General features: G+C 40.1%; 23 protein-coding genes. 10 read left to right on the top strand and 13 right to left on the bottom strand.

Annotated elements, in window-relative coordinates:
• The first annotated feature begins 27 nt into the window (after positions 1–27).
• Positions 28–1260, top strand: coding sequence for an ABC transporter permease (locus ACH30E_RS10725; protein ID WP_490824815.1), 1233 nt, complete (start codon positions 28–30; stop codon positions 1258–1260).
• Here ACH30E_RS10725 and ACH30E_RS10720 read toward each other — a convergent pair whose 3' ends face one another.
• Positions 1261–1992 (bottom strand): TrmH family RNA methyltransferase, encoded by a 732-nt coding sequence (locus tag ACH30E_RS10720; protein ID WP_490824814.1) that lies wholly within the window; start codon positions 1990–1992, stop codon positions 1261–1263. It lies immediately after the preceding gene.
• 5 nt (positions 1993–1997) lie between these two features.
• On the opposite strand from ACH30E_RS10720, the gene ACH30E_RS10715 reads away from it, so the two are divergent.
• Entirely contained in the window at positions 1998–4388 is a 2391-nt protein-coding gene (locus ACH30E_RS10715; RefSeq protein ID WP_490824813.1) for a BamA/TamA family outer membrane protein, read from the top strand.
• 282 nt (positions 4389–4670) lie between these two features.
• Here ACH30E_RS10715 and truB read toward each other — a convergent pair whose 3' ends face one another.
• Positions 4671–5375: a tRNA pseudouridine(55) synthase TruB gene (gene truB / locus ACH30E_RS10710; protein WP_490824812.1), complete on the bottom strand. Its 705-nt coding sequence runs from the start codon at positions 5373–5375 to the stop codon at positions 4671–4673.
• 22 nt (positions 5376–5397) lie between these two features.
• Positions 5398–6876, bottom strand: a complete 1479-nt coding sequence (gene proS, locus ACH30E_RS10705) for a proline--tRNA ligase (RefSeq protein ID WP_294994100.1) — start codon at positions 6874–6876, stop codon at positions 5398–5400.
• A gap of 137 nt (positions 6877–7013) precedes the next feature.
• Between proS and ACH30E_RS10700 the strand changes: the two genes are divergently transcribed.
• Both ACH30E_RS10700 and ACH30E_RS10695 read left to right on the top strand, forming a co-directional pair.
• Positions 7014–7793, top strand: coding sequence for a hypothetical protein (locus ACH30E_RS10700; RefSeq protein WP_490824811.1), 780 nt, complete (start codon positions 7014–7016; stop codon positions 7791–7793).
• A gap of 83 nt (positions 7794–7876) precedes the next feature.
• The gene (locus ACH30E_RS10695; RefSeq protein ID WP_490824810.1) at positions 7877–9406 is read left to right on the top strand and encodes an OmpP1/FadL family transporter; all 1530 of its coding nucleotides are present in this window, start codon (positions 7877–7879) and stop codon (positions 9404–9406) included.
• A 2-nt stretch (positions 9407–9408) separates the two neighbouring features.
• Here the strand turns inward: ACH30E_RS10695 and miaA are convergent, their stop codons facing one another.
• The 6 genes from miaA to ACH30E_RS10665 form a co-directional block, all read right to left on the bottom strand.
• Positions 9409–10323 carry a tRNA (adenosine(37)-N6)-dimethylallyltransferase MiaA gene (gene miaA, locus ACH30E_RS10690; protein WP_490824809.1) on the bottom strand — a complete coding sequence of 305 codons (915 nt, stop codon included), beginning with the start codon at positions 10321–10323 and terminating at the stop codon, positions 9409–9411.
• A 26-nt stretch (positions 10324–10349) separates the two neighbouring features.
• On the bottom strand, positions 10350–10913 hold the full coding sequence (locus ACH30E_RS10685) for an IS1096 element passenger TnpR family protein (RefSeq protein ID WP_294994112.1): 564 nt from the start codon (positions 10911–10913) through the stop codon (positions 10350–10352).
• A gap of 69 nt (positions 10914–10982) precedes the next feature.
• Positions 10983–12401 carry a CCA tRNA nucleotidyltransferase gene (locus tag ACH30E_RS10680; protein ID WP_490824808.1) on the bottom strand — a complete coding sequence of 473 codons (1419 nt, stop codon included), beginning with the start codon at positions 12399–12401 and terminating at the stop codon, positions 10983–10985.
• Positions 12402–12904: 503 nt separating this feature from the next.
• Complete coding sequence (locus ACH30E_RS10675; protein ID WP_490824807.1) at positions 12905–13894, bottom strand: glycosyltransferase family 9 protein; 990 nt, start codon at positions 13892–13894, stop codon at positions 12905–12907.
• A 141-nt stretch (positions 13895–14035) separates the two neighbouring features.
• On the bottom strand, positions 14036–14251 hold the full coding sequence (locus ACH30E_RS10670) for a hypothetical protein (RefSeq protein WP_490824806.1): 216 nt from the start codon (positions 14249–14251) through the stop codon (positions 14036–14038).
• A 315-nt stretch (positions 14252–14566) separates the two neighbouring features.
• A complete protein-coding gene (locus tag ACH30E_RS10665) occupies positions 14567–15139 on the bottom strand; it encodes an L-threonylcarbamoyladenylate synthase (protein ID WP_294994124.1) in 573 nt (190 codons plus the stop codon).
• Positions 15140–15215: 76 nt separating this feature from the next.
• Between ACH30E_RS10665 and ACH30E_RS10660 the strand changes: the two genes are divergently transcribed.
• The 6 genes from ACH30E_RS10660 (at position 15216) to ACH30E_RS10635 (ending at position 20566) form a co-directional block, all read left to right on the top strand.
• Positions 15216–16028 (top strand): 2,3,4,5-tetrahydropyridine-2,6-dicarboxylate N-succinyltransferase, encoded by an 813-nt coding sequence (locus ACH30E_RS10660; RefSeq protein ID WP_490824805.1) that lies wholly within the window; start codon positions 15216–15218, stop codon positions 16026–16028.
• A 56-nt stretch (positions 16029–16084) separates the two neighbouring features.
• Positions 16085–17062, top strand: coding sequence for a DMT family transporter (locus ACH30E_RS10655; RefSeq protein ID WP_490824804.1), 978 nt, complete (start codon positions 16085–16087; stop codon positions 17060–17062).
• Positions 17063–17496: 434 nt separating this feature from the next.
• A complete protein-coding gene (locus ACH30E_RS10650; protein WP_294994135.1) occupies positions 17497–18246 on the top strand; it encodes a LiaF transmembrane domain-containing protein in 750 nt (249 codons plus the stop codon).
• 107 nt (positions 18247–18353) lie between these two features.
• The gene (locus ACH30E_RS10645; protein WP_294994138.1) at positions 18354–18713 is read left to right on the top strand and encodes a DUF4288 domain-containing protein; all 360 of its coding nucleotides are present in this window, start codon (positions 18354–18356) and stop codon (positions 18711–18713) included.
• A gap of 2 nt (positions 18714–18715) precedes the next feature.
• On the top strand, positions 18716–19777 hold the full coding sequence (locus ACH30E_RS10640; protein ID WP_490824803.1) for a sensor histidine kinase: 1062 nt from the start codon (positions 18716–18718) through the stop codon (positions 19775–19777).
• Positions 19778–19828: 51 nt separating this feature from the next.
• A complete protein-coding gene (locus ACH30E_RS10635; protein ID WP_294994144.1) occupies positions 19829–20566 on the top strand; it encodes a LytR/AlgR family response regulator transcription factor in 738 nt (245 codons plus the stop codon).
• Between the two features lie 430 nt (positions 20567–20996).
• On the opposite strand, the gene ACH30E_RS10630 is transcribed toward ACH30E_RS10635, so the two are convergent.
• The 4 genes from ACH30E_RS10630 to ACH30E_RS10615 form a co-directional block, all read right to left on the bottom strand.
• Positions 20997–21470, bottom strand: coding sequence for a response regulator (locus tag ACH30E_RS10630; RefSeq protein WP_294994148.1), 474 nt, complete (start codon positions 21468–21470; stop codon positions 20997–20999).
• A 227-nt stretch (positions 21471–21697) separates the two neighbouring features.
• Positions 21698–22324, bottom strand: coding sequence for a response regulator (locus ACH30E_RS10625; RefSeq protein WP_294994151.1), 627 nt, complete (start codon positions 22322–22324; stop codon positions 21698–21700).
• A 717-nt stretch (positions 22325–23041) separates the two neighbouring features.
• Positions 23042–23446, bottom strand: coding sequence for a response regulator (locus ACH30E_RS10620; protein ID WP_490824801.1), 405 nt, complete (start codon positions 23444–23446; stop codon positions 23042–23044).
• Complete coding sequence (locus ACH30E_RS10615) at positions 23439–25667, bottom strand: ABC transporter substrate-binding protein (RefSeq protein ID WP_490824800.1); 2229 nt, start codon at positions 25665–25667, stop codon at positions 23439–23441. Before ACH30E_RS10615 ends, ACH30E_RS10620 begins: the two co-directional genes overlap by 8 nt.
• Between the last annotated feature and the right edge of the window lie 14 nt (positions 25668–25681).

Below are 25681 nucleotides of genomic sequence, written 5' to 3'. Positions count from 1 at the left end.
TTCGTATTTTTACCAAAATCACCGCCTTTGGGACTTTCATCCGACATCGCGAAGCGAATTGCTTTTAATCACCAGCATGCGTTTTCCCGCTTCATCATTCGATTGTCGATTGCTGCTACTACACTTAGTGTAATGGCGATGATTATTACCCTTGCCTTTGTTAATGGTTTTCAGCATACCGTTGCCGGAAAAGTCTTTAGTTTCTGGGGACATCTTCGGGTACAGAAATATGAAACAGGCAAATCACTTATTGCAGAAGAAACACCTATTACCATGGATAGCGCCATTGAGCGCACCATTCGCCTTCAACCCGGCATTAAAAGTGTGCAACATTTTGCTACCAAGTCGGCTGTAATAGAAAACAACAATGAAATTGAAGGTGTGTTGCTAAAAGGGGTTGACCATTTGTACGACAGCAGCACTTTAACACCTTTTATGCAACAAGGTGGTTGGATCAACTTTAGTGATAGTTTATACAGTAAGGAAATCATTGTTTCAAAAGCGCTCGCAAACCAATTAGGTATTAAAGTATTTGATACAGTAAAGGTTCATTTTGTATCCTCACTCGATGACAGCAGAACCTATAGAAAACTATTGGTGAAAGGCATTTATAAAACCGGCATTGAAGAATACGACAAACTATTCATTCTGGGCGATATCAGGTTGATCAGGAGAATTAACGACTGGAACCAGGAACAGATCGGTGGCTATGAAATTTTTGTGAACCAGTATACTGAGATGGATAGTATCAGCAAAAACTTATCGGCCGCTTTACCTACCGAATGGATGAGCCGCACCATACGGGAAGTATACCCCAATATATTCGATTGGCTGGATATTCAGGATGTAAACAGGGATGTAATTTTTATTGTTATGTCTTCAGTTGCAATCATTAACCTGATTACCTGTTTATTGATACTAATATTGGAAAGAACCAGAATGGTGGGTATTCTGAAAGCCCTTGGCGCAAGTAACTGGACCATCCAGAAAATCTTTCTTTTGCATGCTTCCTTTATTACCCTTTTGGGAATTGGTATTGGCACTTTATCCGGCTTAGGCATTTGCTGGCTACAACAACTCACTGGTTTTATCCGACTGGAAGAGGCGTCTTATTATGTTACTGAAGCACCTATGGAGATTGTATGGTGGCAGGTGGCCACTGTTATTGCTGGTACTACTATCGTTTGCTATTGTGCATTGCTAATCCCTTCTCTGATGGTAAGAAAATTAAGTCCGGTAAAAGCGATTCAATTCAGGTAATTATTTTCCTGCAGATGCACACAATTGCGCCAATAAGATGCCCGTTGCTACAGCTGCATTCAATGATTCTGCTTTTCCAGTGCGGGGTATAGTTATAGCATGTTTAATATAGGGCAGTATATTTCCCCTGATGCCTTTTGATTCATTCCCAATTACCAGTAAAGCTTCTTTGGGTGGCTTTGTTGCATACATTGAAGTTCCATTTAATAAAGCTCCGTAAACAGGCACATTGATTGTGGTTAGTAACTCTTCCAATTCACGATACCAGATTTTCACCCTGAGAAAGCTACCCATGGTAGCCTGTATTACTTTTGGATTGTATAGTTCAACGGTATCGTTACTGGCAATAATCTGGTCAATGCCAAACCAGTCTGCAATGCGAATAATGGTACCCAGGTTACCCGGGTCCTGAATGCCATCTAAAACAAGGGTTAGCTTATTTTTTAATACTGGTTCACCAGTTGGTTCCCTTTGTTCTGCCACTACTACAACCTGATTAGGGGTTTGAAGGGTACTGATTTTTTCCAGCTCGATGGGTGAAATGCGGGTGATGGGCAAATCAGGTAAAGGAGCTGCCCAGGACTCCAATGCATAGATGTTTTTGATGGGATAACCTGCTTCCAATAATTCCGCAACAAGTTTTGTGCCTTCGGCCAAAAACAACCTTTCACTGATCCTTTGTTTTTTCTGGCATAAAGATTGAATATATTTGAGCTCATTCTTGCTTAACATCTACTATGCGTTTGATTGGAAAAAGAGGTTATCTGGCATCGTTCATCAGTTTACTGTTGTTGGCAGGACTCTTGAGCGCTTGTTCCGAACAAAAGCATCTAAAAGTGGTAAACTTTCCTGCTAACAGACCATTTGTTTATAGCAACAAGATCAATATCCTTGACACAATTCCCAAAGATGAGAAAAAACGTTTAATAACTGAATTACAGAATTATTGGGAAGATAGTTTACAGGTCAGGATTGTTCAGAAATATGCAGGTCTAAGAAACTACCTATATAATCCGCCAGTTTTTGATAGCAGCAACCTCCCCCGCTCCATCAATTTCATGAATGCTTACCTGAATAGTCAGGGATATTTTTATAGTGACCTAAAGGATTCTGTAGTGATTGATACCGTTAAAAAACAAATCCGGGCCAATGTAATCATGAATATAAAGGCAGGAAAAAATATTCATATCGATTCGGTTTCTTACGATTTCTCAGATTCTACCCTTCAGGCGCTTGTAATGGCCAATAAAAGTGCTCAACTATTAAAAAAGGGTATTCCTTATACAAAACAGGTAATCAGCGACGAAATGGATCGCCTCACGAATTTATTTCGCCAGAACGGGTACTATAATTTTAACAGAGACGACCTTCTCGCTGTAGTTGATACGCTTGACACCAAATTACTGCCCCTCACATTAGACCCTTTTAAACAGGCCGAAATGATTGCAGAGGCGGACCGTAAAAGAAAAGAAAACCCCACCTGGGATATTAACCTCACGCATAGACCCATTGCAGATTCAAGCAAATTATTGCAATTCAGCATGGGCAATATTTATTATTATCCTGAAACCGGTATTGCAGATATACCAGATAGTGTTATTCAAAGGAAAGATTATAAGGTGGATACGTTCCGGAATGGCATCATGAAATACCACCAGGGTTTATTTCGGTTCCGTCCACTAAGAGAACATACTTTTCTCAGCAGAGGAAATAAATACAATGAAGCAGATTATTATAAAACCATTAACCGCCTCGGACAACTCGGTGCATGGCAACAGGCAGATGCCATTTTACGCGTTCGCGATAAAGACACTTTAGATATGCATATTCTGCTGGTACCTGCTGCAAGACAAACCATTGCCGCAGAACTGGAAGGAAGCAGAAACTCGGGAGATGTAATTACTGGTAATACACTGGGTATATCTACCAATCTTAGTTATATCAACAGAAACAGATGGAAGCAAGCCGTACAGCAACAAAGTGTGATCAGAACAGGGGTTGAATTAAACCTGTTGAGTCAGGGTAATAATCCATTGTTGCAAACTTTTCTATTAAATGGTAGTCATACATATGCATTACCTCGTTTATTAACCCCCTTCCGCAATTGGAGAGCACTGCGTAACCTGGAAAATAAAAGAACCTTATTTGCGCTCAGCAGTTCTTATATCGACAGAAAAAATTATTATAAAGTAACCTCACTTACAGGAAGCATCGGTTATGAATGGAGAAAGCCCAGGAAAAATGGAGATGAAGTTTGGTTATATAAACCACTCAATATAGAATTGTACGGCATTAAAAGATTACCTGGATTAGACACCTTAATAAAAAACAACCCCTTCCTTCAGGCTTCTTTTAATGAAGGCAATATCGTAAGTCAGAGCTTATCATTTGTAAGAACCACTACAAGTCCAAAGAACAGGAATAAAAGTCATTACCTGAGAATTGGTATTGAAGAAGCAGGTGGCTTATTTGGATTACTACCTGGTTTGAAAAATAATATTTACAGGTATATTAAAACAGAAGCAGAATACAGACAAAGGATACTTTTTCCAAAAGCTGAACTTGCTTATAGGGCTTTTGCAGGTTTGGGTTATAATTATAGCGACAATGCATCAATCGGTCAAACGCTACCATTCTTTAAGCAGTTTATCGTTGGCGGACCTTATAGCATGCGTGCATGGGGATTGCGGCAATTAGGATTGGGTAGTTCTGTATTTAGTGATACCGTTAACAGCAGTTACCGTGATAGGTTTGGTGACATGCAGCTTGAAACCAATCTCGAATATCGTTTCCAACTGGCATCACTTGGTTCTTTTAAAATTGGTAGTGCTGTTTTTGCGGATATTGGCAATATCTGGAACATTAAAAGAAACGATAAGGATCCTACTTCAAGGTTTTCATTAAGTAACCTCGGCAGAGATCTTGCCATAGGCATTGGTACTGGTTTGCGTTTCGACTTTTCCTATTTTCTTATTCGTTTTGACGTAGCCTATAGAGTAAAAGACCCCGCCCGCCCTACCAATGGAGGCTGGATGAGTATCAAAAATTTTGTATGGTCTGAAACAAGACCATCTGGTTTAAAAATTAATAATGCAGCATTGCAATTTGGTATTGGTTTGCCTTTTTAGTTTGAAGCTATTGCTGTTGGGGGAAAAAATAGCTTCTAGCCACTAGCTGCTAGCTGCTAGCTACTAGCTTTTTTTTGCTATTAATTTAACCATCCACAAGTGTAAATAGGGTAATTATATGTTTATTATAAGTAGGATTTTTACAAAACAAATTTGCAAGCCCACTCATTTATTCAAATAATAGCAGAAAATCTAAAACAAGCACCCATCAAGGCTAGTAGCTAGAAGCTAGTAGCCAATTTTCCCCGGACAGCAATGGCTTGCAGCTTGAAGCCAAAAAAACTACTCCCCTTTCAATTCAGCAATCCTCGATTCAAAAACTGCCAGACTATCTGCTTCTTCAACACTAAAGTTGCCGATGCGTGTTCTGCGAAGACTGCTCATGTATCCACCTACGCCAAGTGCTGCACCGAAATCGTGGGCGAGGCTTCTGATATAAGTGCCTGTTGAACAAACTACCCTGAAATGTAGAATGGGTAATTCAATTTTCTCAATTACGAATTTGAAAATGGTAACCGGGCGTGGTTCTAATTTTACTTCTATTCCTTTTCTTGCAGCGAGGTAAACGGGCTTGCCATCTTTTTTAATGGCTGAATGCGCGGGTGGTACCTGCATAATTGGACCAGTAAACTGTTCTGTTGCAGTATGTATCTGTTCTGTGGTAAGATGTGTGTAATCGCAAATATTTTCAGGTGCAGATTCAAGATCATAGGTTGGGGTTGTAGCACCTAAAGTAAAAGTACCCGTGTATTCTTTTTCCATACCCATGTACTCGTTGATCTTTTTGGTAAACTTCCCTGTACACACAATTAACAACCCAGTAGCCAAAGGATCTAAAGTACCTGCGTGTCCAACCTTCGATATCCTCGTGAGGATACGCACTTTTTTAACCACGTCGAATGAGGTCCAGTCGATGGGCTTATCTAATAGAATCACTTTACCATCCAGGTATGGTTGCAGTGCGGGATGTATTTCTTTCTGCTTCATGAAGGATCTGCGAATGCAAGTTTTAATATGCTCTTGCAAACAGTACCCGCTGAACAGAGGGTTTACCTGTTAAAATACAAGTGCCTTCTTCCTGCGGATTATTTAAAGGAATACAACGTATGGTTGCTTTGGTGAGTTCTTTGATTTTATCTTCTGTTTCTGGAGTACCATCCCAATGTGCAGCAATAAATCCGCCTTTCGTATCAAGCAGTTCAACGAATTCATCCCAACTGTTAGCGGGTGTAAGATGTTCGTCGCGGTATTTTTTTGCTTTGTCATACATCTGCTGCTGAATATCATCCAGCAATTGCTTCACCATAGTGGAGAGTCCATCAAGCGATACAGCACTTTTTTCTTTGGTATCTCTTCTGGCTAATTCTACCTGGTTATTTTCAAGGTCTCTTGCACCAAGTGTAATACGCACGGGTACGCCCTTCATTTCATATTCGGCAAATTTCCAACCTGGTCTTGTATTGTCGTTGTCATCGTATTTAACCGTGATGCCCATTGCCTTTAATTCATGGACGAGTCGGTGGGCATGTTCATCAATTTTAGCCTTCTGCTCCTCTCCTTTGTAAATAGGTACAATAACAACCTGTATAGGTGCAATTTTAGGAGGAAGTATTAAACCATCGTCGTCGCTATGCGCCATTACCAGCGCACCTATCAGCCTTGTGCTTACGCCCCAACTGGTTGCCCATACATATTCGAGTTTATTATTCTTATCGCTGAACTTCACATCAAATGCTTTGGCAAAGTTCTGACCCAGAAAGTGTGAGGTACCTGCCTGTAATGCTTTACCATCCTGCATCATTGCTTCAATACAATAAGTATCTTCTGCACCTGCAAAACGTTCATTCGGAGTCTTCACACCTTTTATTACGGGTACTGCCATCCAGTTTTCAACAAAATCGGCATATACATCCAGCATTTTGGTGGTCTCTTCAATCGCTTCTTCTTTGGTCGCATGTGCGGTATGCCCTTCCTGCCATAAAAACTCTGCGGTACGCAAGAATAACCTCGTACGCATTTCCCAACGAACCACATTGGCCCACTGGTTTACCAGGATGGGAAGGTCACGGTACGACTGTATCCAGCCTTTATACGTATTCCAGATGATGGCTTCGCTTGTTGGACGAACCACCAGTTCTTCTTCCAGTCTGGCTTCAGGATCAACGATGAGTTTGCCTTTATTTGCCGGATCTGTTTTTAAACGGTAATGGGTAACAACCGCGCATTCTTTGGCAAAGCCTTCCGCATTCTTTTCTTCCGCCTCAAACAGGCTTTTAGGGATGAATAAGGGGAAATAAGCATTCTGGTGGCCGGTATCCTTAAACATCCTGTCTAATACATCACGCATATTCTCCCATAAACCATAGCCATAGGGCTTGATTACCATACAGCCACGAACGGCACTATAATCAGCCAATCCACCCTTTAAAATCAGGTCATTATACCATTGTGAATAGTCTTGCTCACGGGATGTTATTTCCTTACTCATAAAAAATTATAATTCTCTTAACAAAATACATTGCTTACAGATGTTAGTTGGCAAAATAATTGCCGCTAAACCATGAAGCCAACAACAGCGCAAATGTATGTAACTTCACATTATATAACCTAGTCAATCCTCCTATCATGAAAACAATACTACTCGGTTCATTACTCGCCATAGGACTCCTTTCCGGGTGTTCTACTGCCTATCAGTCTGGGCAAACGCCTGATGATGTGTATTATTCACCTGCCCGTGAAGGGTTGAACAGAAAAGAGGAAGAGAAGGCCAAAGAGCAACAGGAGCGATATGAAGAATATATCAGCAGTCAGGACGACCGTTACCTGCGCATGAAAGTTGCCAACAGGTACCGTTGGTCTGGAATCGATGATTTTGGATATTGGTACGATAGTCGTTACGATTTTAACCGCATCAACCCATATAGCAACTGGAATACCTACAACTGGAACCACCAATGGAACCTGGGATTAGGTTATGGAGGATGGAGACCTCAGTTGGGACTAGGTTATGGATATTATAACTGGGGTTGGAATAACCCACTTTATACAGTTATAGTATATGCTTCACCTAAATTTTATGCCGGAAGCACTTCAGGTAGTAATCTGTCTGCCTACAGAAATACAAAAGGCTTCAACAACAATAACCAGGGATATTATAATCCTAAAACCGGTGCATTTGTTAGCACAGGAAGCAACAATAACAGTTTCGGAAGCCTGCTGAAAAGGGTATTTACCGGAAGCAGCAATGGTTCATCGGGAACTACTGTTGACAGGGCCGTAAGAAGTTTCCCTAGCAACAGCAATGGCTCTACTGCAACACCAAGCAGTAATGCAGGTGGTAACAGCGGGGGTGTTAAGAGTACCGGAAGCAGTTCGAGCTCAGGACGTGGTGGCAGGGGCAATTAATCATCAACCTCAAATTGGAAGCAATTAATAACCATTCAGTGCCTGGCACTTATTACTAAACCTATATCCAAACGCATTGTAATATGAAATCATATTTACCCATCATAGCAGTTCTACTTACCCTTACAACGGCTGCACAAAACCCTGATTATTCCCTGAGAATGGCCTGGTTCAACCAAAATGGTTCAGCAAGAAACATTGCAACAGGCGGCGTAATGGGATCACTCGGTGGTGAGATCACTGCCAATCACGTAAACCCTGCCGGACTTGGCCTATTCAAAACCAATGAATTTGTTTTGTCGCCAGGTTTCTTTTTAAACAACAATAAATTCAATTACCGGGGAACAGATACACTCAATAGTAAAAACAATTTTGGTTATGGTGCTTCAGGACTTATCCTAAGCAGTAACTATAAGCGTAACAGTAAATGGACAAGTAGTGCATTTGCCATTTCTGTTAACCAGTTGGCGAGTTATAACAATCGTATTCAGTTTAAGGGCTTTAATAACATGAGCTCTTTTTCTGAACAATACCTTGAAGAACTTACCCGTGATCTTGCAGATACCAATGCTGCACTCAGTAATTATATTTTTGGTTCTTCACTGGCTTTCAGAACATTCCTGATTGATACAGCCAACAACGCTTCCGGTAATTTCATAGGCTACCAGAGCCTTGTGCCACTTTCAACTGGTGTTAACCAGCATTATGATGCCATTACGCGAGGCGGTTACCATGAAATAGCTTTAGGCATGGCCGGGAACATGGAAGATAAGTTATACGTAGGTGGAAGTCTTACCATACCTGTAATTCACTACACCCGCGACCTTGTGTACAGAGAAACAGATCCTACCAACGATCCGAATAACCAGTTTAGTTATTTTGAATTCAAAGAACAGTTTACATCAAATGGTTTAGGTGTGGGTGCAAAAATTGGTACCATTTACAAACCAAAAGAATACTGGCGCATAGGTTTCGCTTTTCATACTCCACAGTTCATCACTTTTAAAGATCGTGTAAGGGCTTCTATGACTGCCAATACTGAATCTTATGCCGGACTCAGATCTGAGAATAGTGATAACCTGAACAGTGGCAACCCAGGTAACAGTAATTACAATCTCGTAACTCCATGGCGCGCCATCATCAGTGCGAGTTATGTGTTCCGTGAAATTAAGGATACACGTCGTCAGAGAGCATTCATCAGTGCCGATCTTGAATATGTGAACTACAGGGGTTCCAGATTTTCTGCAGAAGATAAAAACGATCAGGCACTCGTGAACTATTATAATTTGCTGAATAATGTGGTTAAAGACACTTATAAAGGCAATATCAATTTCAGGTTAGGTGGTGAATTGAAATTACACACTATTATGTTCCGCCTCGGTGGTGCTTATTATGGAAGTCCTTATAAGGAAAGTGAATTAAAAGCGCATCGCATCCTGGCAACCGGTGGTATCGGCTACCGTGATAAAGGAATATTTATTGATCTGAGCTATGCACATGCTTTTAATCGCGATGTACAGTTTGCTTACAGATTGAATGATAAGCCTAATACATTTGCAGACCAGAGAGGTTCAAGAGGAACTGTGATGATGACTTTTGGTTTCAAATTCTAAGATCATAAATCTGCAGATCGTAGCAGTGCTGCGATCTGTTCCTGAATATTTTCTTCAGCAGCATTCACCCAATGGATGCTGCTGTTTTTTTTGAACCAGGTCATTTGTCTTTTTGCATATTGTCTGGTATGTTGTTTAATCAACTCTACAGCTTTCGACAAACTTGTTTTTCCTTCGAAGTGATCGAATAATTCCTGGTAGCCTACTGTTTGTAATGCATTGAGGTGGCGCGAGGAAAAGAGTCTCTTTGCTTCTTCCAATTGTCCGGCTTCCATCATCGTATCTACCCTGCTGTTGATTCTTTCATTTAGTAATTCGCGTGGCATTTCAAGTCCGATGGTAATTACTTTAAATGGCCTCTCTTCTTTCTTTCCTGATCGATACGTAGTAATGGATTGCCCTGTAGCTTCTACAAATTCAAGTGCCCTCATCAGGCGCTGGGGGTTTTGTTGTTCCGCAATTTCCCAGAATGCGGGGTCTTTTTGTTGTATGGTTTCCTGCAACCAGGCGAGTCCCTTTTCCTGGTAAGTTCGGATAATATTTTCCCTGATTGTCTGAGGTATAGATGGCATAACATCAATACCTTCTACAAATGCGTTGATATAAAGTCCTGTTCCACCCGTCATCACAATTACCGGATGCTGCTGAAACAATTCGTTTGCTTTGGCAAGTGCATACTGCTCAAAAACACCTGCATTTACATCATCCGTTATGCTGTGCGATGCAATAAAATGGTGTGGTACTGCTGCCAGTTCTGCTGTTGATGGTCTGGCAACACCGATATTCATTTCACGATAACATTGACGTGAGTCGGCAGAAATAATTTCCGTGTGAAACTGTTTAGCGAGTTGCACGGCAACGGCTGTTTTTCCAACGGCGGTTGGACCTACAATAAGTATAACAGTATGTTGGTGCAAACTAAAGGATTAGCAATTGGGGGACATTAAAAATCTTCTTCACTGGATTCTTCGGCACCAAATTCATCTGTATCCTGATCGCCATCTTCTCCTTCTTCTCCAAATCCATCTGCTGCTTCGGTGAGATCGTATTTTTCTTCTATGTCGGCAAATTTATCCCCTAACAGACTTTTGGTACCATACTGTTGGGGTCCGATTCCTTCGGTGCGTGATATGGCAGGATAGCTAAGCTTGGGATTTTCTTCCTTGCTTACATTAATCAGTTCAACAAGAAAGGTCCAGTTTTTTGCGAAATCATATACGTATACAAATTTCTGGTTTGTATCTCTTATTTCACTTCCGATTGTTGTTTCAGACATCAGGAGTGGTTCTGCCACATAGGGCTTATCGTATTTCTCAAAACTGATTTCTCTTCCCCGTTGCCAGTTATCGTTACTCCGGAAGAAAGTTGCCTGATGCTTCTGATCAAATTCATAGGCTTTCAGGATCACAAAATGCAGGTCCAAAAAATGCTGTGTGTGTTTAATCACCACATCGCGATAAACTGCATCATCTTCTTCAAGGTAAATCCGAAATTTTAATACCGCCATCCTCTTAACTTAAACTTTTGTTGAATCAATAGTTGGGTAATAATTACCAATTATCTGCTAAAATACAATTTATTCCACCGCCCGCAAGTTCAGTTCTGCAGCTTTTGCCAGCATAAAGGTCCTGGCTGCTTCATAATCATTCGGAATTTCCCCATCTAAAATGGCTTCCCTTATGGCATCTTTAATAATACCTACTTGTCGGCCAGGGGTAAGTCCAAATGTCTGCATAATAATTTCCCCGGTAATAGGTGGCTGCCAATTCCTTATTCTGTCTGCATCTTCTACAGTTGCGAGGCGTTGTTTTACCAATTCAAAATTCGACAGGAATCGTTTCACCTTCATTTTGTTCTTACTGGTAATATCTGCCGAACACAACATCATCAATGCATCAATATCTTCTCCGGCATCAAATAACAGCCTGCGAACTGCGCTATCAGTAATATTTTCTTTGGTAAGACTAATAGGCCTCAGGTGAAGAAGTACCAGTTTCTGCACAAACTTCATCTTTTCATTCAGTGGCAATTTCAGCCTGGTAAAAATCTTAGGTACCATTCTGGCGCCAACCACTTCATGTCCGTGGAAGGTCCAGCCATGTCCCTCTTCAAATCTTTTCGTTGCCGGCTTACCGATATCATGCAATAATGCTGCCCATCTAAGCCAGAGATCATCTGTGTGTGCTGAAATATTATCCAATACCTGCAGGGTATGGTAAAAATTATCTTTGTGTCCGATTCCATCAATATATGCAGCCCCATAGAGGTCTACCATCTGGGGGAAAATTTTATGTAATAAGCCAGACCGGAACAAAAGATCCCATCCTACGGATGGTTTTTCGCACATCATTATTTTATTCAGTTCATCCGTAATTCTTTCCTGTGAAACAATACTGATGCGATCAACATTTGCGGTGATGGCAGCAAATGTTTCAGGTACTATTGTGTAGTTTAATTGTGCTGCAAAACGTATGGCCCTCATCATACGCAATGGATCATCGCTGAATGTTTGCGATGGCTCCATAGGAGTTACGATGATCTTATCATTGAGTGCCTGTTGACCATTAAAAGGATCAATTAATTTTCCATAGTCTGCTTCATTCAAACTGATTGCCAGTGCATTAATGGTAAAGTCGCGTCTGTTCTGATCATCTTCAATAGTTCCGGGTAATACATCGGGTTTACGGCTATGTCGGGCATAACTTTCTTTTCGAGCTCCTACAAATTCAATTTCCAGGTCGCCGATTTTTATTTGTGCCGTACCAAATGTTTTAAAAAAGGAAACATAAGGTTTGGGGTTAAACTGTTCTGCCACTTTATGTGCCAATGCTATGCCATCACCTATACATACGATATCGATATCTTTTGTAGGTCTTCCAATCAGTTTATCGCGCACGAAACCTCCAATAAGGTAACATTGCATATTCAACGATGCTCCGGCCTGTGCAATAGTCTTAAAAATCTTTAGTTCTGTATCAGTACAAAGGATGTCCATGTGCGGCAAAGTTAATCTGTTTCTGTATGTTTTGAGCTTCAGGATTCAAGCTACAAACCTGAACTGTTAGGGGAAAATAAGCCGCTAGCTTCCAGCTTCTAGCTGCTAGCCTTGATTGGGGCTTGTTTTAGGTATTCTGCTATTATTTGAATAAATGACAGGGCTTGCGAATTTGTTTTGTAAAACCCTACTTAAATTAAAAATTTAATTACCCTATTTACGCATGTGGATGGCTAGATTAATAGCAAAAAAACTAGCAGCTAGAAGCTAGTGGCTAGAAGCTTTTTTCCCCTAGACAGCAATAGCTATAAGCTGCATGTCTTGATTGATGCTTTTTCTCATTAATTATTCAATCTTGAGCGAGTTTATTATCAATGATAAAATTGAGGAATAAATATGCGAGAAGGATTAATAGGACACGGATTTTCATGATTTTCAGGATTTATCATGATAGATCTTGAAAATCATGAAAATCCGTGTCCTATCCTACCCTTGGCTTGCAGCTAAATGTTTTCCAGCAATTGGGAGATTTCAATTTTTTGGGCGCAGTTGAAATGTCCTTCGGGACATTGTGGGTGACCATGGAGTCCGCAGGGGCGACAAGATAGTGGAACAGTGGTTTGTACAATGAAGGAATGATCAGAAAGTGGCCCATATCCGAAGGATGGAACAGTTGAACAATAGATGGCCGTTACCGGTGCATTTACGGCTGATGCAAAGTGCATGGGTGCTGAATCATTTACATAGTTCATTGTAGCTCCCTGCATCAGGGCTGCTGATGATAGAAAAGAAAGTTTTCCTGCAAGGTTGATGACCGATTTATGTGTTGCTTTTTGGATCGTTTCACAAAGAGTAGAATCACCAGGTGCACCCAATAAATAGATGGTATAGGTTTCTGGCAGGTTTGTAATTAATTCGATCCATTTATTTGCAGGAAACTGTTTAGTAAACCATACCGATGCAGGGGCAATACAGATATATGGTTGCGTCTGATAGAGCTCAATATTTGCAAAATCTGTTTTGGATGGATACAATTTAGGCTTAGCTGCAATTAAATCAGTAATATTTCTGATGAGGGCATGATTACGTTGTATTTCATGGAACGAATCACCTTCCCCTGAGAAATCGTGTAGAATTTTATCGGTAAATAAAAAGGCAAATGGATTTTTATTAAACCCAATCGTTCTTTTTGCGCCGGAAAAAGCAGTTAGCAATCCAGTAGCCATGTAGCGCTGTACATTTATTACGAGGTCGTATTTGTTGCGGCGGATACGATTCAGCAGTTGAAAAAGATGACGGTATTTGTGTTGCTTTTTATCCCAGATTAATACTTCATGCAGAAAAGGGTGTGCGGTAAAAAGGGTTTCATTCCCTTTGCGTACAACAATATCAAGCTGACTATCCGGAAAATGCTGGTGCAATTTTTCCAATAATCCAGTTGCCAGAACAACATCGCCAATAAAAGCTGTTTGAATAACCAGGATGCGCTGCATCGGGCAAAATTAGGATAAAGCTGGGAGCTTTGGTTTGGACCATGGACTTTAGTCCATGGTAGGAAATTAGTTGCTTTATTAAGGAGAGTAGAAAAGTACCGGCTCTAACCATGGACCATGGACTATGGACCATGGACTACTCTACTCATACTCCAGTTCATTGCTAAAAAATTCCCAATCGAATAGTAAAAAATCGGGAGAGAAATGTTTGCGTCCAATTTTGCGGTTGCGGGATACTAAGCTACGGCGGCTGGGCTTATTGGAACTTATGGCATGCCTGTCTAACCCCAATTCAAGGATAGCTTTTAAAAATGATTGCATTTTATCGTTGGGTACATCTAGTATTACACGTGCCATAGGATATTTGCTTACTTTAAGTTTGCATTTTATTACTAGAAATGCAACTAAAATCTAAACAAAATTCCTGCCAATCCATCCCTATTTGGGTCTAAATAACTGATTTATAAGCTATTAACAGAAATTTCGACTTTCACACAGGGTTATGCACATTTTGGGGTGGTTTTTTTTTTTGGGGTATTAGCTATTAGCCCTTAATGCGCATCGAGTGCTGAAATTCCATTAGAGCGGGAAATGGAACGCAGATTTATCATGATGATCATGATAGATCATGATAAATCCGTGTTCTATCTAAGCAGCCAAAAAAACAGCAACTCAATTCCTGATAATCGTCAAAACCCCATTCCTGTCCCATTTAACAACAGAGGAAGGTTTATAGTAGTTTTCGTCTGCCTGGCGGTACCTGACTACGTAGTCTACACCTTCTTTGATAACAGGTTCTATATCCTGGAACGACTGCGGAGCCGGATATCCTGATAGGTTAGCTGATGTGCTTACCAGAGGCTTGCGGAATCTTTTGATCAGGTGTTTGCAAAATGGGTCGGTTGTTATGCGAATACCGACTGAGCCGTCATCACCTAATATGGCGTCTGATAGTCCGATAGCACCATCATAAATAACAGTAATGGGTCTCGACACCCCTTTTATATAATCAAATACCTGTAAGTCGGGCTGGGTGATATATTGTAATATTTCTCTTTCATCTGCCACCAAAACAATCATGGCCTTATGTTCCGGTCTTTTCTTGAGCTGAATAATTTTTTCCACTGCATCGGGATTGGTTGCATCGCATCCTATACCCCAGATAGTATCTGTTGGATATAGTATTAATCCGCCCTTTTCCAGTGCTTCCAGGCAGGCATCGATATCATTTTGAAATGGTAGCATGGCTATGCAATGTACAAATTGTGTTGAATATGCGATTATCCTACAAGCAACCTGTATGTTTGCAAAAATTTTTGCTATGGAACTAAAATCATTGATCCAGGAAGCCTGGTCTGACAGAACATTATTACAGGCAAATCAGCATAGTGACGCAGTAAGAGCAGTTATCGAAGAAGTAGATAAAGGTCGCTTACGTGTAGCCGAACCCATCGATGGAAATTGGGTGGTGAATGAGTGGGTTAAGCAAGCCATACTGATGTATTTCGGTATTCAGCAAATGCAAACCTGGAACCTCCCTCCTTTTGAGTTTTATGATAAAATGTTGTTGAAATCAAATTATAAAGAACTGGGTGTAAGGGCCGTTCCGCATGCAGTAGCACGTTATGGTGCTTATATAGCAAAGAATGTGGTACTCATGCCGAGTTATGTAAACATCGGTGCATTTGTAGACGAAGGTACCATGGTTGATACCTGGGCAACTGTAGGTAGCTGTGCGCAGATCGGCAAAGGTGTACACCTGAGTGGCGGTGTTGGAATCGGAGGTGTATTGGAACCACTGCAGGCTAGTCCGGTTATCATTGAAGACGGATGTTTTATTGGCAGCAGATGTATAGTAGTAGAAGGTGTTGTAGTGGAAAAAGAAGCCGTATTAGGAGCAAATGTGGTACTCACCCAATCCACCAAAATCATTGATGTAAGTGGAAATGAACCAGTAGAATACAAAGGAAGGGTACCAGCCAGAAGCGTTGTAATACCAGGCAGCTACACGAAGAAATTCAATGCAGGAGAATACCAGGTAAGTTGCGCCCTCATCATTGGTCAGCGTAAAGCTAGTACCGATCTGAAAACAAGCTTAAATGACGCATTGAGAGATTTTAATGTGAGCGTGTAGGGGAAGGTCCATAGTCCATGGTCCATGGTAAGAAAGTTTTGCTTTAACTATGGACTATGGTCTATGGACCATGGACTAAAAACTACGCCCCCCGCAAAAAACGAACTGTGAATACCCAGGCACAAAAAATAAATCTTGTTGGTTTCCTCATCACTATTGCGGGTGCTATCTTTTTTTCTACTAAAGCTATATTTGTTAAGCTCGCATTTCAGGAAACAAAAGTTGATGCTCTTACACTACTGAGTCTGCGGATGCTTTTCTCATTGCCTTTTTATGTTGGAGCAGTTTGGTTTGCGAGTAGAAAGGAGAATAGCTCAAGCATTACAAAAAGACAATGGTTGCTCATTATGCTCATGGGTATTTTTGGTTATTACCTGAGCAGCCTTTTTGATTTTATCGGATTACAATATGTATCTGCTGGCCTGGAAAGACTGATCCTGTTTTTGTATCCCACTTTTGCGGTGCTTATTAATACCTTTTATTTTAAGACTGCACTTTCTAAAAGGCAAATCATTGCATTAATCCTTACTTATATTGGTATAGGTACCGCTTATTGGGGTGAAATACATGCAGCGCATTATGGACCACAATTTTACTATGGTTCTTTTATGATCTTTCTCTGCGCTGTTACTTATTCCTTTTATCTTGTCGGAACTGGCAGACTGGTTAAAGCAGTTGGTGCTACACGTTATACCGCTTATGCGATGCTTACTGCTACGGCCGGTATTTTTATTCATTACCTTATTCAAAAACCAATTCCATCATTTACACTTGATGCAACCCTTACCAGTTATGGCATTGCACTCGCTATTGTGGCAACTGTTTTACCATCTTTTATGATGAGTGTGGGTATGAAAAAAATTGGCAGTAATAATGTTGCCATTATTACCAGCATCGGACCTGTATCGACCATTCTTCAAGCCCATTTTTTTCTGGGCGAAACCATTATCAGGGAACAAATCATTGGTACCATACTGGTTATTATTGGCGTTATTTTGATTGGCTGGCAGAGTAGGGATATTGATGGAAAGTGAAATTGGCTGCAAGCTGCAGGCTGCAGGCTACAAGCTTTGATGGGTGCTTATTATAGTCTTTCTGCTTTTAATGGAATTAAAGAGGAGGAGAAAGTTTAAAGTCAGTTGCTTAAAGAAATATTTGGTTACCTCAATTGCACTACCCGCTATTAATAGAACATGGATTTTCATGATTTTGAGGATTTATCATGATAGGTCTTGAAAATCATGAAAATCCGTGTTCTATCCTATGCTTGACTTGCTCAAAGGACTCCTTTGAGATGCCCGTTTCCCCGCTGCAATAATCAAAAACTGCCGGTAAACCCACCTGGTCTGTTTGATGCAATTCCATTTACCGCCAATTTCCCGTCGTTTACCGCCTTTCTTATTCCTGTAACCTAATTCCACTTTGTATGCAGTATCCACACAAATAGCTTTGCATTAAATAAAATACTATGAGACAAAGAGGATATGGTTTACGCAATAATAATGACCGCTTTTATACCGGCATTATACTGATTCTTGTTGGTGCAGTTATTCTGTTGCGCCGGGTGGGTGTTTATATTCCATCCTGGTTATACGATTGGTCAGCAATTATTGTGCTGGTTGGAATAATATCTGGTATCAAAGTAAAATTCAGGGGAGTATCCTGGATGATTATGATCGCGGTTGGTTTATTCTTCATGTCGGATGAACTGATCAAAGACGTTGAAATTCGCCGCTTTCTATGGCCTTCACTGATCATTCTGGTGGGTATTCTATTCATCTTCCGTCCTAAAGTAAGTTCGCTTAGTCAGGATCCACTACTTGGCTTTAAACCAAAACAGCAGAACAACGACGACCCAGAATTTCCACCATCTTCGGAAGACAGGATCGACACTACTTCTGTATTCGGCGAGGTTAAGAGAATGGTTACTTCTAAAAATTTCAAAGGAGGCGAAATTGTATGTTTCATGGGTGGATCGCAGATAAACCTTTCACAAGCTGATATACAGGGACCCGTATTCCTGGATGTAACCATTGTTTTTGGTGGAACGAAACTGGTCATTCCGCCAAACTGGGAAGTGCGTACTGAAACCGTAGCTGTTTTTGCAGGCATCGAAGATAAACGCAACCTGCTACCAGGCAGCAAATTCGATCCGGATAAAATATTGATCCTAAAAGGTACATCTGTTTTTGGGGGCATTGAAATAAAAAGCTATTAATAATAGCTGCTAGCCTCTAGCTGGCAGAAGATGTGGGGACAGCGAAATCACTCATCAGCTAATAGTCCAAAACGCAAAAATATTTATTCACCCAACGCAACACAGTTATGGAATGGTTTCTTGCAAAACTTGTTTATCGGTTCCAGACAGCTAGCAATGAGTCTCAGACCCAGTTTGATGAACAATTGAGACTGGTTTTGGCGGAAGACAATTTGCATGCTTTCCATAAAGCTCAGTTAATTGGCCAGCAGGAGCAGCTTGTTGCGGAAGAGCATTCCCCACATCAGGTAAACTGGATTTTCATGGATGTTATTGAAATATATCCCTTACATAAGATGATGGATGGTGCTGAAGTGTTGTCGCAGATTAGCCAGCCTGCAGACAAAGACCGTTACCAACTTGAGGTTCGGTTAAAAGCCGGATATTTGTTATCGAGCTGTACTGAACGGTTTCTTCAAGCACTTTAAGCATGATAACACCCATAACAAAAGGACGAAGTTTTTATGTAGCATTTATTACCTGGTGGCTGGCCTGGACGGTAGTGCATATCTGGGTGATGGGTGAATACAGGGTTAGTTTTGTGGAAACATTAGCAGATGCTTTTATCTCCAACTTTTTACTGGCATCCTTCTGTTTACTGGTGGTTAACAATATGAAATATTATCTTCCCCGTAAGGAAAGGTATTGGTATATATTAATCATCAGTCTTGTACTCAGCAGTATATATCTATTTCTGGTAAGGGTGATTCTTCGATATTTATTTAAGGCAGATGATGGTTACCAACTCTTGCTGAGCCAATCTTTTTATATCCGGTATATTACCGGTTTTCTGATGATCGGATGTATGTCGATGATCAGTTTGCTCTGGTACACTTTACTGGAACAACAGGAAAATGAAAGAAGAAAAGAAGAAGCAGAAAAAGTATCCAAGGATGCTGAGTTATTAAAATTAAGACAGCAACTACAACCACATTTTCTTTTTAACAGTCTTAATTCGATCAGCGCCCTTGCGGGAAGTCAGCCGGAGAAAGCCAGACATATGATTCAGCAACTGTCGGATTTTCTAAGGGGTACTTTAAAAAAAGAAGAACACCAGTTGGTTGATTTGCAGGAAGAAATCAATCATTTACAACTATACCTTGAAATTGAAAAAGTGCGTTTTGGTCATCGTTTGCAAACGGCATTAGACATCGATCAACAGGCTTCAACCATGCGTATACCTGCTTTATTGTTGCAGCCGGTGGTTGAAAACGCCATTAAGTTTGGTTTGTACGATACCACTGATGATGTATTGATTAGCATTAGGGCGAATGGTTCAACAAAGGAAATGCTGGAGATTGTGGTTGAAAACCCTTACGATCCGGATACAACGGTTGCCATACATGGTACAGGTTTTGGATTGGCATCCATTGCCCGAAGATTGTATTTGCTTTATGCAAGACAAGATCTCATTCGTACTAGTAAAACTGATAAACAATTTACCACTACCATACTTATTCCCCAATACAACCAGGAAACAAGTGGACAATAAAAATGGTATTAAAATAATGATCAAAGAACGAACTGCTTAAAAGAAACCAGCATGAAACTAATCATCATCGATGACGAGCCACTGGCAAGGAGTATTGTGAAAGAATACCTTCAATCCTTTCCCGACCTTGAACTGGTGCAGGAATGTGGCGACGGATTTGAGGGTGTAAAAGCCATTCAACAACACCAGCCTGATCTGATAATATTGGATGTACAAATGCCCAAGATCAATGGGTTTGAGATGCTGGAACTAATTGAAAATCCACCAGCCGTAATTTTTGCCACTGCATTTGAGGAATTTGCCATCAAAGCATTTGAAGCACATGCGGTTGATTATTTGCTCAAACCATTTAGCAAAGAAAGATTCACAAAGGCCATTGAAAAATGGAGGGCCACTGAAACACAGGTTCAACAAAATAATACATCGGCCCTACTGAATACAGTCGCCTCAACGGCTCAGCAGCAGAACAGGATTGTATTGAAGGATAATGGGAAGATTAAAATTATTCCTACAGCCCAGGTACAATATTTTGAAGCAGCAGATGATTATGTAAAAATTTATACGAGTGAGGGGGTATTCCTGAAACATAAAACCATGCAGTTTTTTGAGCAGAAAATGGATCCTGCTTTATTTATACGCATTCACAGGTCTTATCTTGTAAATGTGCACCTGATTGCGAGGATTGATCCATATGAAAAAGATGGACACCTTGCTATACTTAGTATTGGGGTTAGACTACCCGTAAGTAAATCGGGGTATTCCAGGTTAAAAGCAGCCCTGGGTATTTAGCGCAACAATTAATGCGAACGCAGGGGCGGATGATGGAACACAGATTATCATGATTTTCAAGATCTATCATGATAAATCTTGAAAATCATGATAATCTGTGTTCTATTAATAGCTGGTATTGCATTAATAGCAGAAAGCCTAAAATAAGCACCATCGCGCCTAAACTAGACTAGCCGCTAGCCTTGATTGGTGCTTGTTTTAGGCTATCTGCTTCTATTTGAATAACTGACAGGGCTTGCGAATTTGTTTTGTAAAAATCCTATTTAAAATAAATATTCAACTACCATATTTACGCTTGCGGATGGTTAAATTAATAGCAAAAAAAGGCTAGAAGCCAGCAGCTAGTGGCTAGAAGCTAGAAGCCAAATTTCCCTGAATAGTAATGACTATAAGCACCCATCTAATGTGCTTCAACCTTTGATTCACATAATTAATTGAAGCGGGTATCGGAAGCTATTTTTTCCGCAGTTTGCCGGATAATATCCGGAATAATGGCAAAGTCTTTTGCTTTATCGAGGAAGTAATCGGCGCCAGCCTGCATACATTCTGATTTATAGCCAGATAAGGTATTGTTGGTAAGGATAACAATGATAGGATCAATGGTATTACTTCTGCGAATATCTTTTAACATTTGAAGCCCATTTTTTCCTGGGAGGTTGATATCGAGAAAAATAAGGGTGGGATTAAACGTATTGATCCAATTCTCTGCCTCTTCCGCACTGGTAGCCGTTCGTATTTCCTGTACGTTTTTTATTCCTTCCAGCAAATGCTTTACCCGCTGCAGAATAAACTCTGAGTCGTCGACCAGTAATATTTTCAGTGCTTTGTCCACCATAATGGGAAATGGCATCATTAGAATATTGGTTTTAAAAGAGCTTTGCAGGTCTAACCCTGCAAAGCTCATATAGCTTTTGGCTATAAGGTTTTCCTAGGATAAATAAGTTATAGTACCGGTAATCCCAATACGAATTGGATTTTAATAAAGGATAGTGGAATATTTAAAAACAATAGTCAGCTAGTAAATGGGGGGGCTTTATAGCTACAACAAAATACCCTCATTTTTAGAAATGCTGCAATAATGCAACCCTTGAAATAAATGTAGTGATATTACTACACAAAAGCCGCTATTTTTTAAACCAGGTTGTTTTGGATGGCATATTTAACCAAATCTGCATTGTTATGCAGTTTCATTTTATCCATAATCCTGGCTCTGTATGTACTAATTGTATTTACATTAAGCGAAAGTATTTCACCAATTTCTGAAATACTTTTTCCCATAACAATCATTTTAAACACTTCAAATTCGCGATCTGATAATTGTTCGTGGGGAGCACGCTGGTCTTTTTGTTCGAGAGAACCTGCCAGCACTTCTGCTACTTCACTTGTTATATATTTTCTTCCGCTTAGAATTTGTTGTACTGCTTTTACCAATTCATAAGGAGCACTTTCTTTGGTAAGATAACCGGAAGCACCAGCTTTAATAGCCCGCACTGCATATTGTTCGGGGGTGTGCATGCTAAGCATTAATACAGGTGTATTAGGTGCGTGTTCCTTTATCTGCTTGAGTATTTCAATGCCGGAGTAGCCTGGCATACTGATATCAGAGATAATGATATCCCATTTTTCGCTGATCGCTTTTTTAAAGAGGTCCGCTGAATCTGCAACATCATGCACTTCAGCAAATGGAAGTGATTCTAACAAAATTTTCCGTAGTCCCTCTCGAATCAAGCTATGATCGTCTGCTATCAGTATTCTCATTTATTATCCTTTAGTCAGTCAGTTTATGTAGAAATCAGTAATGCAATATCCGGCACTAATATATGCTATACACGCAATTATATGTTGCTTTATTGTATCAACACCGATAATTTTTAAAATAGTAATGCTGCAAAAAAACTATTTCCGATTAACTCGTTCAAAAGAAAAATAATTACAAAGAACCTTCATATGAAAGTTAGTAATTTTTTTTGATATAAAACAGGGAAGAAGATTTGGTAGCAGGTATAAAAAGAGAATGGGGCAACTGATTGCCCCATTCTCTTAGTCTTTACATTAGAATATAGGATTCGTTATATTAAAGGAAATTGGATCGAGGGAAAAAATGTAATAAGATTCTTATTACATTTTTCTTGGTCTTTTAGGATATAGGCGAAACGATTCGATAGAATCATTTACTGAGTGCAAGATACATCGCTGAAGCAGGTATATCCTAGTTTTATTCACTGAATTATGCGGTTGAAAACACTGAATTTTGAAACAGCATAATTGGCATTCACGCTAAATATAGCTTTTATAGTATTGATTATCATTAATTTGTGTATACACTATTTTCAAATACACAAATTTGGCAGATGGGTAATGGCTTTTAGCATTTTGCCTTTAGGTGCTGGGTGCTAGGCGCTAGGTATTAGGTGTTAAGTGTTAGGAAGTTTTTTTCCTCATACCTAACACCTAATACCTAAAAGCTAACGGCTATCAACCACAAGCCTGAACAATCTCCCTGATCTTCCCTTCATCCAGTGGCTTGGAGTAAATATCTTTTACTGTTGGGTAGGTTTTAGCACGTTCAATATCTTCAAAGTAAACAGAAGAAGTGAGCATGATGATGGTGATATTTTCAAAACCTGGTTGTTTGATACGGTTGAATTCAGCGAGAAAATCCCAGCCATCCATGATGGGCATATTGATATCCAGCAATATCAGGTCGGGTAACACTTCTCCAGTGTTACTATGCGCTACCAGGTAATCAATGGCTTCTTGTCCATTTAAGGCTATATCAACCTTTGGTCCACCCATAAATAACCGCAGCATTTCTTTACTAAGAAAATTCGTCACATCATCATCATCTACCAATAAAACATGCATTGGTGCTTTAGTCATATAACCCCTTTTTTTTCTTTAGGAATACATGAAACATGGTTCCTTTATTCACGATACTCTCCACGGCAATCTTTCCTTCAAGGGCTTCTATCTGGTTCTTGATGATGTACAAACCAAGCCCTTTTCCATCTTTGTTATCATGAAAACGCTGATATAGACCAAATATTTTGTTGCCAAATTTTTCCATGTTAATACCGAGTCCATTATCCTTTACATAAAGGATAATAAATTCCCCATCTTCCTCTGTACTTATCTGCACTTTAGGCAATCTGCCCTCCTTTCGGTACTTAATCGCATTCGTCAATAAATTCAATAATACGCTGTGAATGATCTTCCTCGAAAAATACATTCCAGGGGCTTTTGAAAAGTCTGATTCGATGGTTACTTCATTGAGACGGATATCTTCCGAAATTAAATCCTGCACTTTTTTCAGCTCTTCCTCAAATTGCAGGTATTCTTCTCTATCCGCCTTATTACTTCTGGAGGAAAGAATTTCATTGAGGTCATTCAAAGTGGCGTGTAATCGGTTAACACTGGTTTCCATTTTATCCAGGAAAATAGTATTACGTTCAGACAAATTACCACGGTCGAATAAATCGAGCAGGTTGATCAGGTTGGCGACAGGTGCACGCAAATTATGCGATGTGATATAAGCAAATTGTTGTAATTCGCTGTTACTGTGCATCAGTTCCTGTGTAAGTTCTTTTAGTTCAATTTCTTTTTGTTTGATTTCATCTACATCTAAATGAATACCCGACAAACGTATGGCGTTATTGTTTTCATCGCGCATAGATGCCTTACTCATGGTTAAGATCCATTTCCACCTTTTATCTTTCGTGCGCAGGCGGATCATGGCCTGGTATGAATTGGTTTCACCATTCAAATGTTGCTGCAACAGTTGCATGATGGTTTCTTTCTCATTGGGATGAAGCAGGCTTTCAAATGTTTCAATGGTATCTGGCAATCCATCGGGTTCATAACCGAGCATTAATTTCCACTGGTTATTATAATAAACTTCCCCGGTTTTGATATTCCAATCCCATATACCCAACCCAGCCGCCTCGGTGGCCATTTCCAAACGCTCTTCGCTAATCTTTAATAATTGCTGGGCATTGGCTCGTTCCGCTATTTCTTTTTCCAGTTCCCTGGTACGTTTGCGTACTGCATTACGTAAAGAGAAACCGTAGAGGATCGACAAAAGTAATAAAGTGAGTACGGCTATGATTACATAAATAATATTGCGTAAATACCTGGAAGTAACTTTTTTGGTACCATCATAAAGAAATCCATTCAAGTCAGGTTGTTTTTTTATGATGCCCAATTTTTCATGTACATCTACAATATGTCTCCACCTGCCCTCGTTCATATGACCTATTTCAACCAGGTCGGGAAGAATCAGTTTGCGCATGGCTTCTGCTTCCACCAATAAATCATCTTTGGTTACACCTCTTTCTTTAACACCGGGTAATGTTAAAATATAATCGGCGATTTCGCTTGTATGACTCATCGCATATTCCCATCCTTTAAAAGTGGCATTACGAAAACCGGCAATTGTTTGGGGATCGGAGTCGGCTATTTTTTTTCTCGTGAAAAGAATATCACCATAAAAATCGATCCCATAATTTATGGGTAATATAAAAGAAGGTTCAACCCCCATTTTAAGCAGTTGATTAACTTCAACCGTTATGTATGCGGAAATTGCATCGGCTTTACCATTAACCAGATCGGTATTGTTCCAGGTATGAGATAGTACATGTAATGAATCGGGATTGATCCCTTCTTTCAGGAAAACCGCTTTTAATTCTGTCCAGCCCTGGTCCTCAGAAGCCATCAACCTTTTGCCAATTAAATCCGATGGTAAATTGATATTTCTTTCTTTGACCGAAAGAATAGTGTAAGGTGAATGCTGAAATATGGCCCCCAGGGCAACCACAGGCTCGCCTTTGGCATATTGAACCACCAGGTCGGACCCAGTAATGCCAAAATCAGCCCTTCCTGCCAATACTTCCGGCACAGCCGCATGAGTAGGATCACCGGGTATCAATTTAACTTTCAACCCTTCCTCTTTATAATACCCTTTATATTCTGCTGCATAATAGCCAGCAAACTGAAACTGATGCCACCATTTAAGCTGCACACGCAAAGAATCATCAGCGGCCAATGTTTTGCCACAGAAACACAGAATCACTAGTACAAGTATGTAGTATCTACTTAATTTCATGCAGGTACTCAAAG

Source organism: Sediminibacterium sp. FW305-C-61, from assembly GCF_058231065.1.
The sequence above is the reverse complement of the archived record's forward strand: the minus strand, read 5'-3'. Positions and strand labels throughout refer to the sequence as shown.

Bases quoted from the DNA above. Each gene is read 5' to 3' on its own strand.
- ACH30E_RS10685 (WP_294994112.1), bottom strand. From the start codon at position 10,913: ATGGCGGTATTAAAATTTCGGATTTACCTTGAAGAAGATGATGCAGTT.
- ACH30E_RS10655 (WP_490824804.1), top strand. From the start codon at position 16,085: ATGGTCTATGGACCATGGACTAAAAACTACGCCCCCCGCAAAAAACGA.
- ACH30E_RS10675 (WP_490824807.1), bottom strand. From the start codon at position 13,894: ATGCAGCGCATCCTGGTTATTCAAACAGCTTTTATTGGCGATGTTGTT.
- ACH30E_RS10620 (WP_490824801.1), bottom strand. From the start codon at position 23,446: ATGACTAAAGCACCAATGCATGTTTTATTGGTAGATGATGATGATGTG.
- ACH30E_RS10635 (WP_294994144.1), top strand. From the start codon at position 19,829: ATGAAACTAATCATCATCGATGACGAGCCACTGGCAAGGAGTATTGTG.
- ACH30E_RS10670 (WP_490824806.1), bottom strand. From the start codon at position 14,251: ATGGCACGTGTAATACTAGATGTACCCAACGATAAAATGCAATCATTT.
- ACH30E_RS10640 (WP_490824803.1), top strand. From the start codon at position 18,716: ATGATAACACCCATAACAAAAGGACGAAGTTTTTATGTAGCATTTATT.
- ACH30E_RS10720 (WP_490824814.1), bottom strand. From the start codon at position 1,992: ATGTTAAGCAAGAATGAGCTCAAATATATTCAATCTTTATGCCAGAAA.
- ACH30E_RS10645 (WP_294994138.1), top strand. From the start codon at position 18,354: ATGGAATGGTTTCTTGCAAAACTTGTTTATCGGTTCCAGACAGCTAGC.
- ACH30E_RS10700 (WP_490824811.1), top strand. From the start codon at position 7,014: ATGAAAACAATACTACTCGGTTCATTACTCGCCATAGGACTCCTTTCC.
- truB (WP_490824812.1), bottom strand. From the start codon at position 5,375: ATGAAGCAGAAAGAAATACATCCCGCACTGCAACCATACCTGGATGGT.
- ACH30E_RS10715 (WP_490824813.1), top strand. From the start codon at position 1,998: ATGCGTTTGATTGGAAAAAGAGGTTATCTGGCATCGTTCATCAGTTTA.
- ACH30E_RS10615 (WP_490824800.1), bottom strand. From the start codon at position 25,667: ATGAAATTAAGTAGATACTACATACTTGTACTAGTGATTCTGTGTTTC.
- ACH30E_RS10680 (WP_490824808.1), bottom strand. From the start codon at position 12,401: ATGGACATCCTTTGTACTGATACAGAACTAAAGATTTTTAAGACTATT.
- ACH30E_RS10650 (WP_294994135.1), top strand. From the start codon at position 17,497: ATGAGACAAAGAGGATATGGTTTACGCAATAATAATGACCGCTTTTAT.
- ACH30E_RS10695 (WP_490824810.1), top strand. From the start codon at position 7,877: ATGAAATCATATTTACCCATCATAGCAGTTCTACTTACCCTTACAACG.
- ACH30E_RS10665 (WP_294994124.1), bottom strand. From the start codon at position 15,139: ATGCTACCATTTCAAAATGATATCGATGCCTGCCTGGAAGCACTGGAA.
- ACH30E_RS10660 (WP_490824805.1), top strand. From the start codon at position 15,216: ATGGAACTAAAATCATTGATCCAGGAAGCCTGGTCTGACAGAACATTA.
- proS (WP_294994100.1), bottom strand. From the start codon at position 6,876: ATGAGTAAGGAAATAACATCCCGTGAGCAAGACTATTCACAATGGTAT.
- ACH30E_RS10630 (WP_294994148.1), bottom strand. From the start codon at position 21,470: ATGAGCTTTGCAGGGTTAGACCTGCAAAGCTCTTTTAAAACCAATATT.
- ACH30E_RS10625 (WP_294994151.1), bottom strand. From the start codon at position 22,324: ATGAGAATACTGATAGCAGACGATCATAGCTTGATTCGAGAGGGACTA.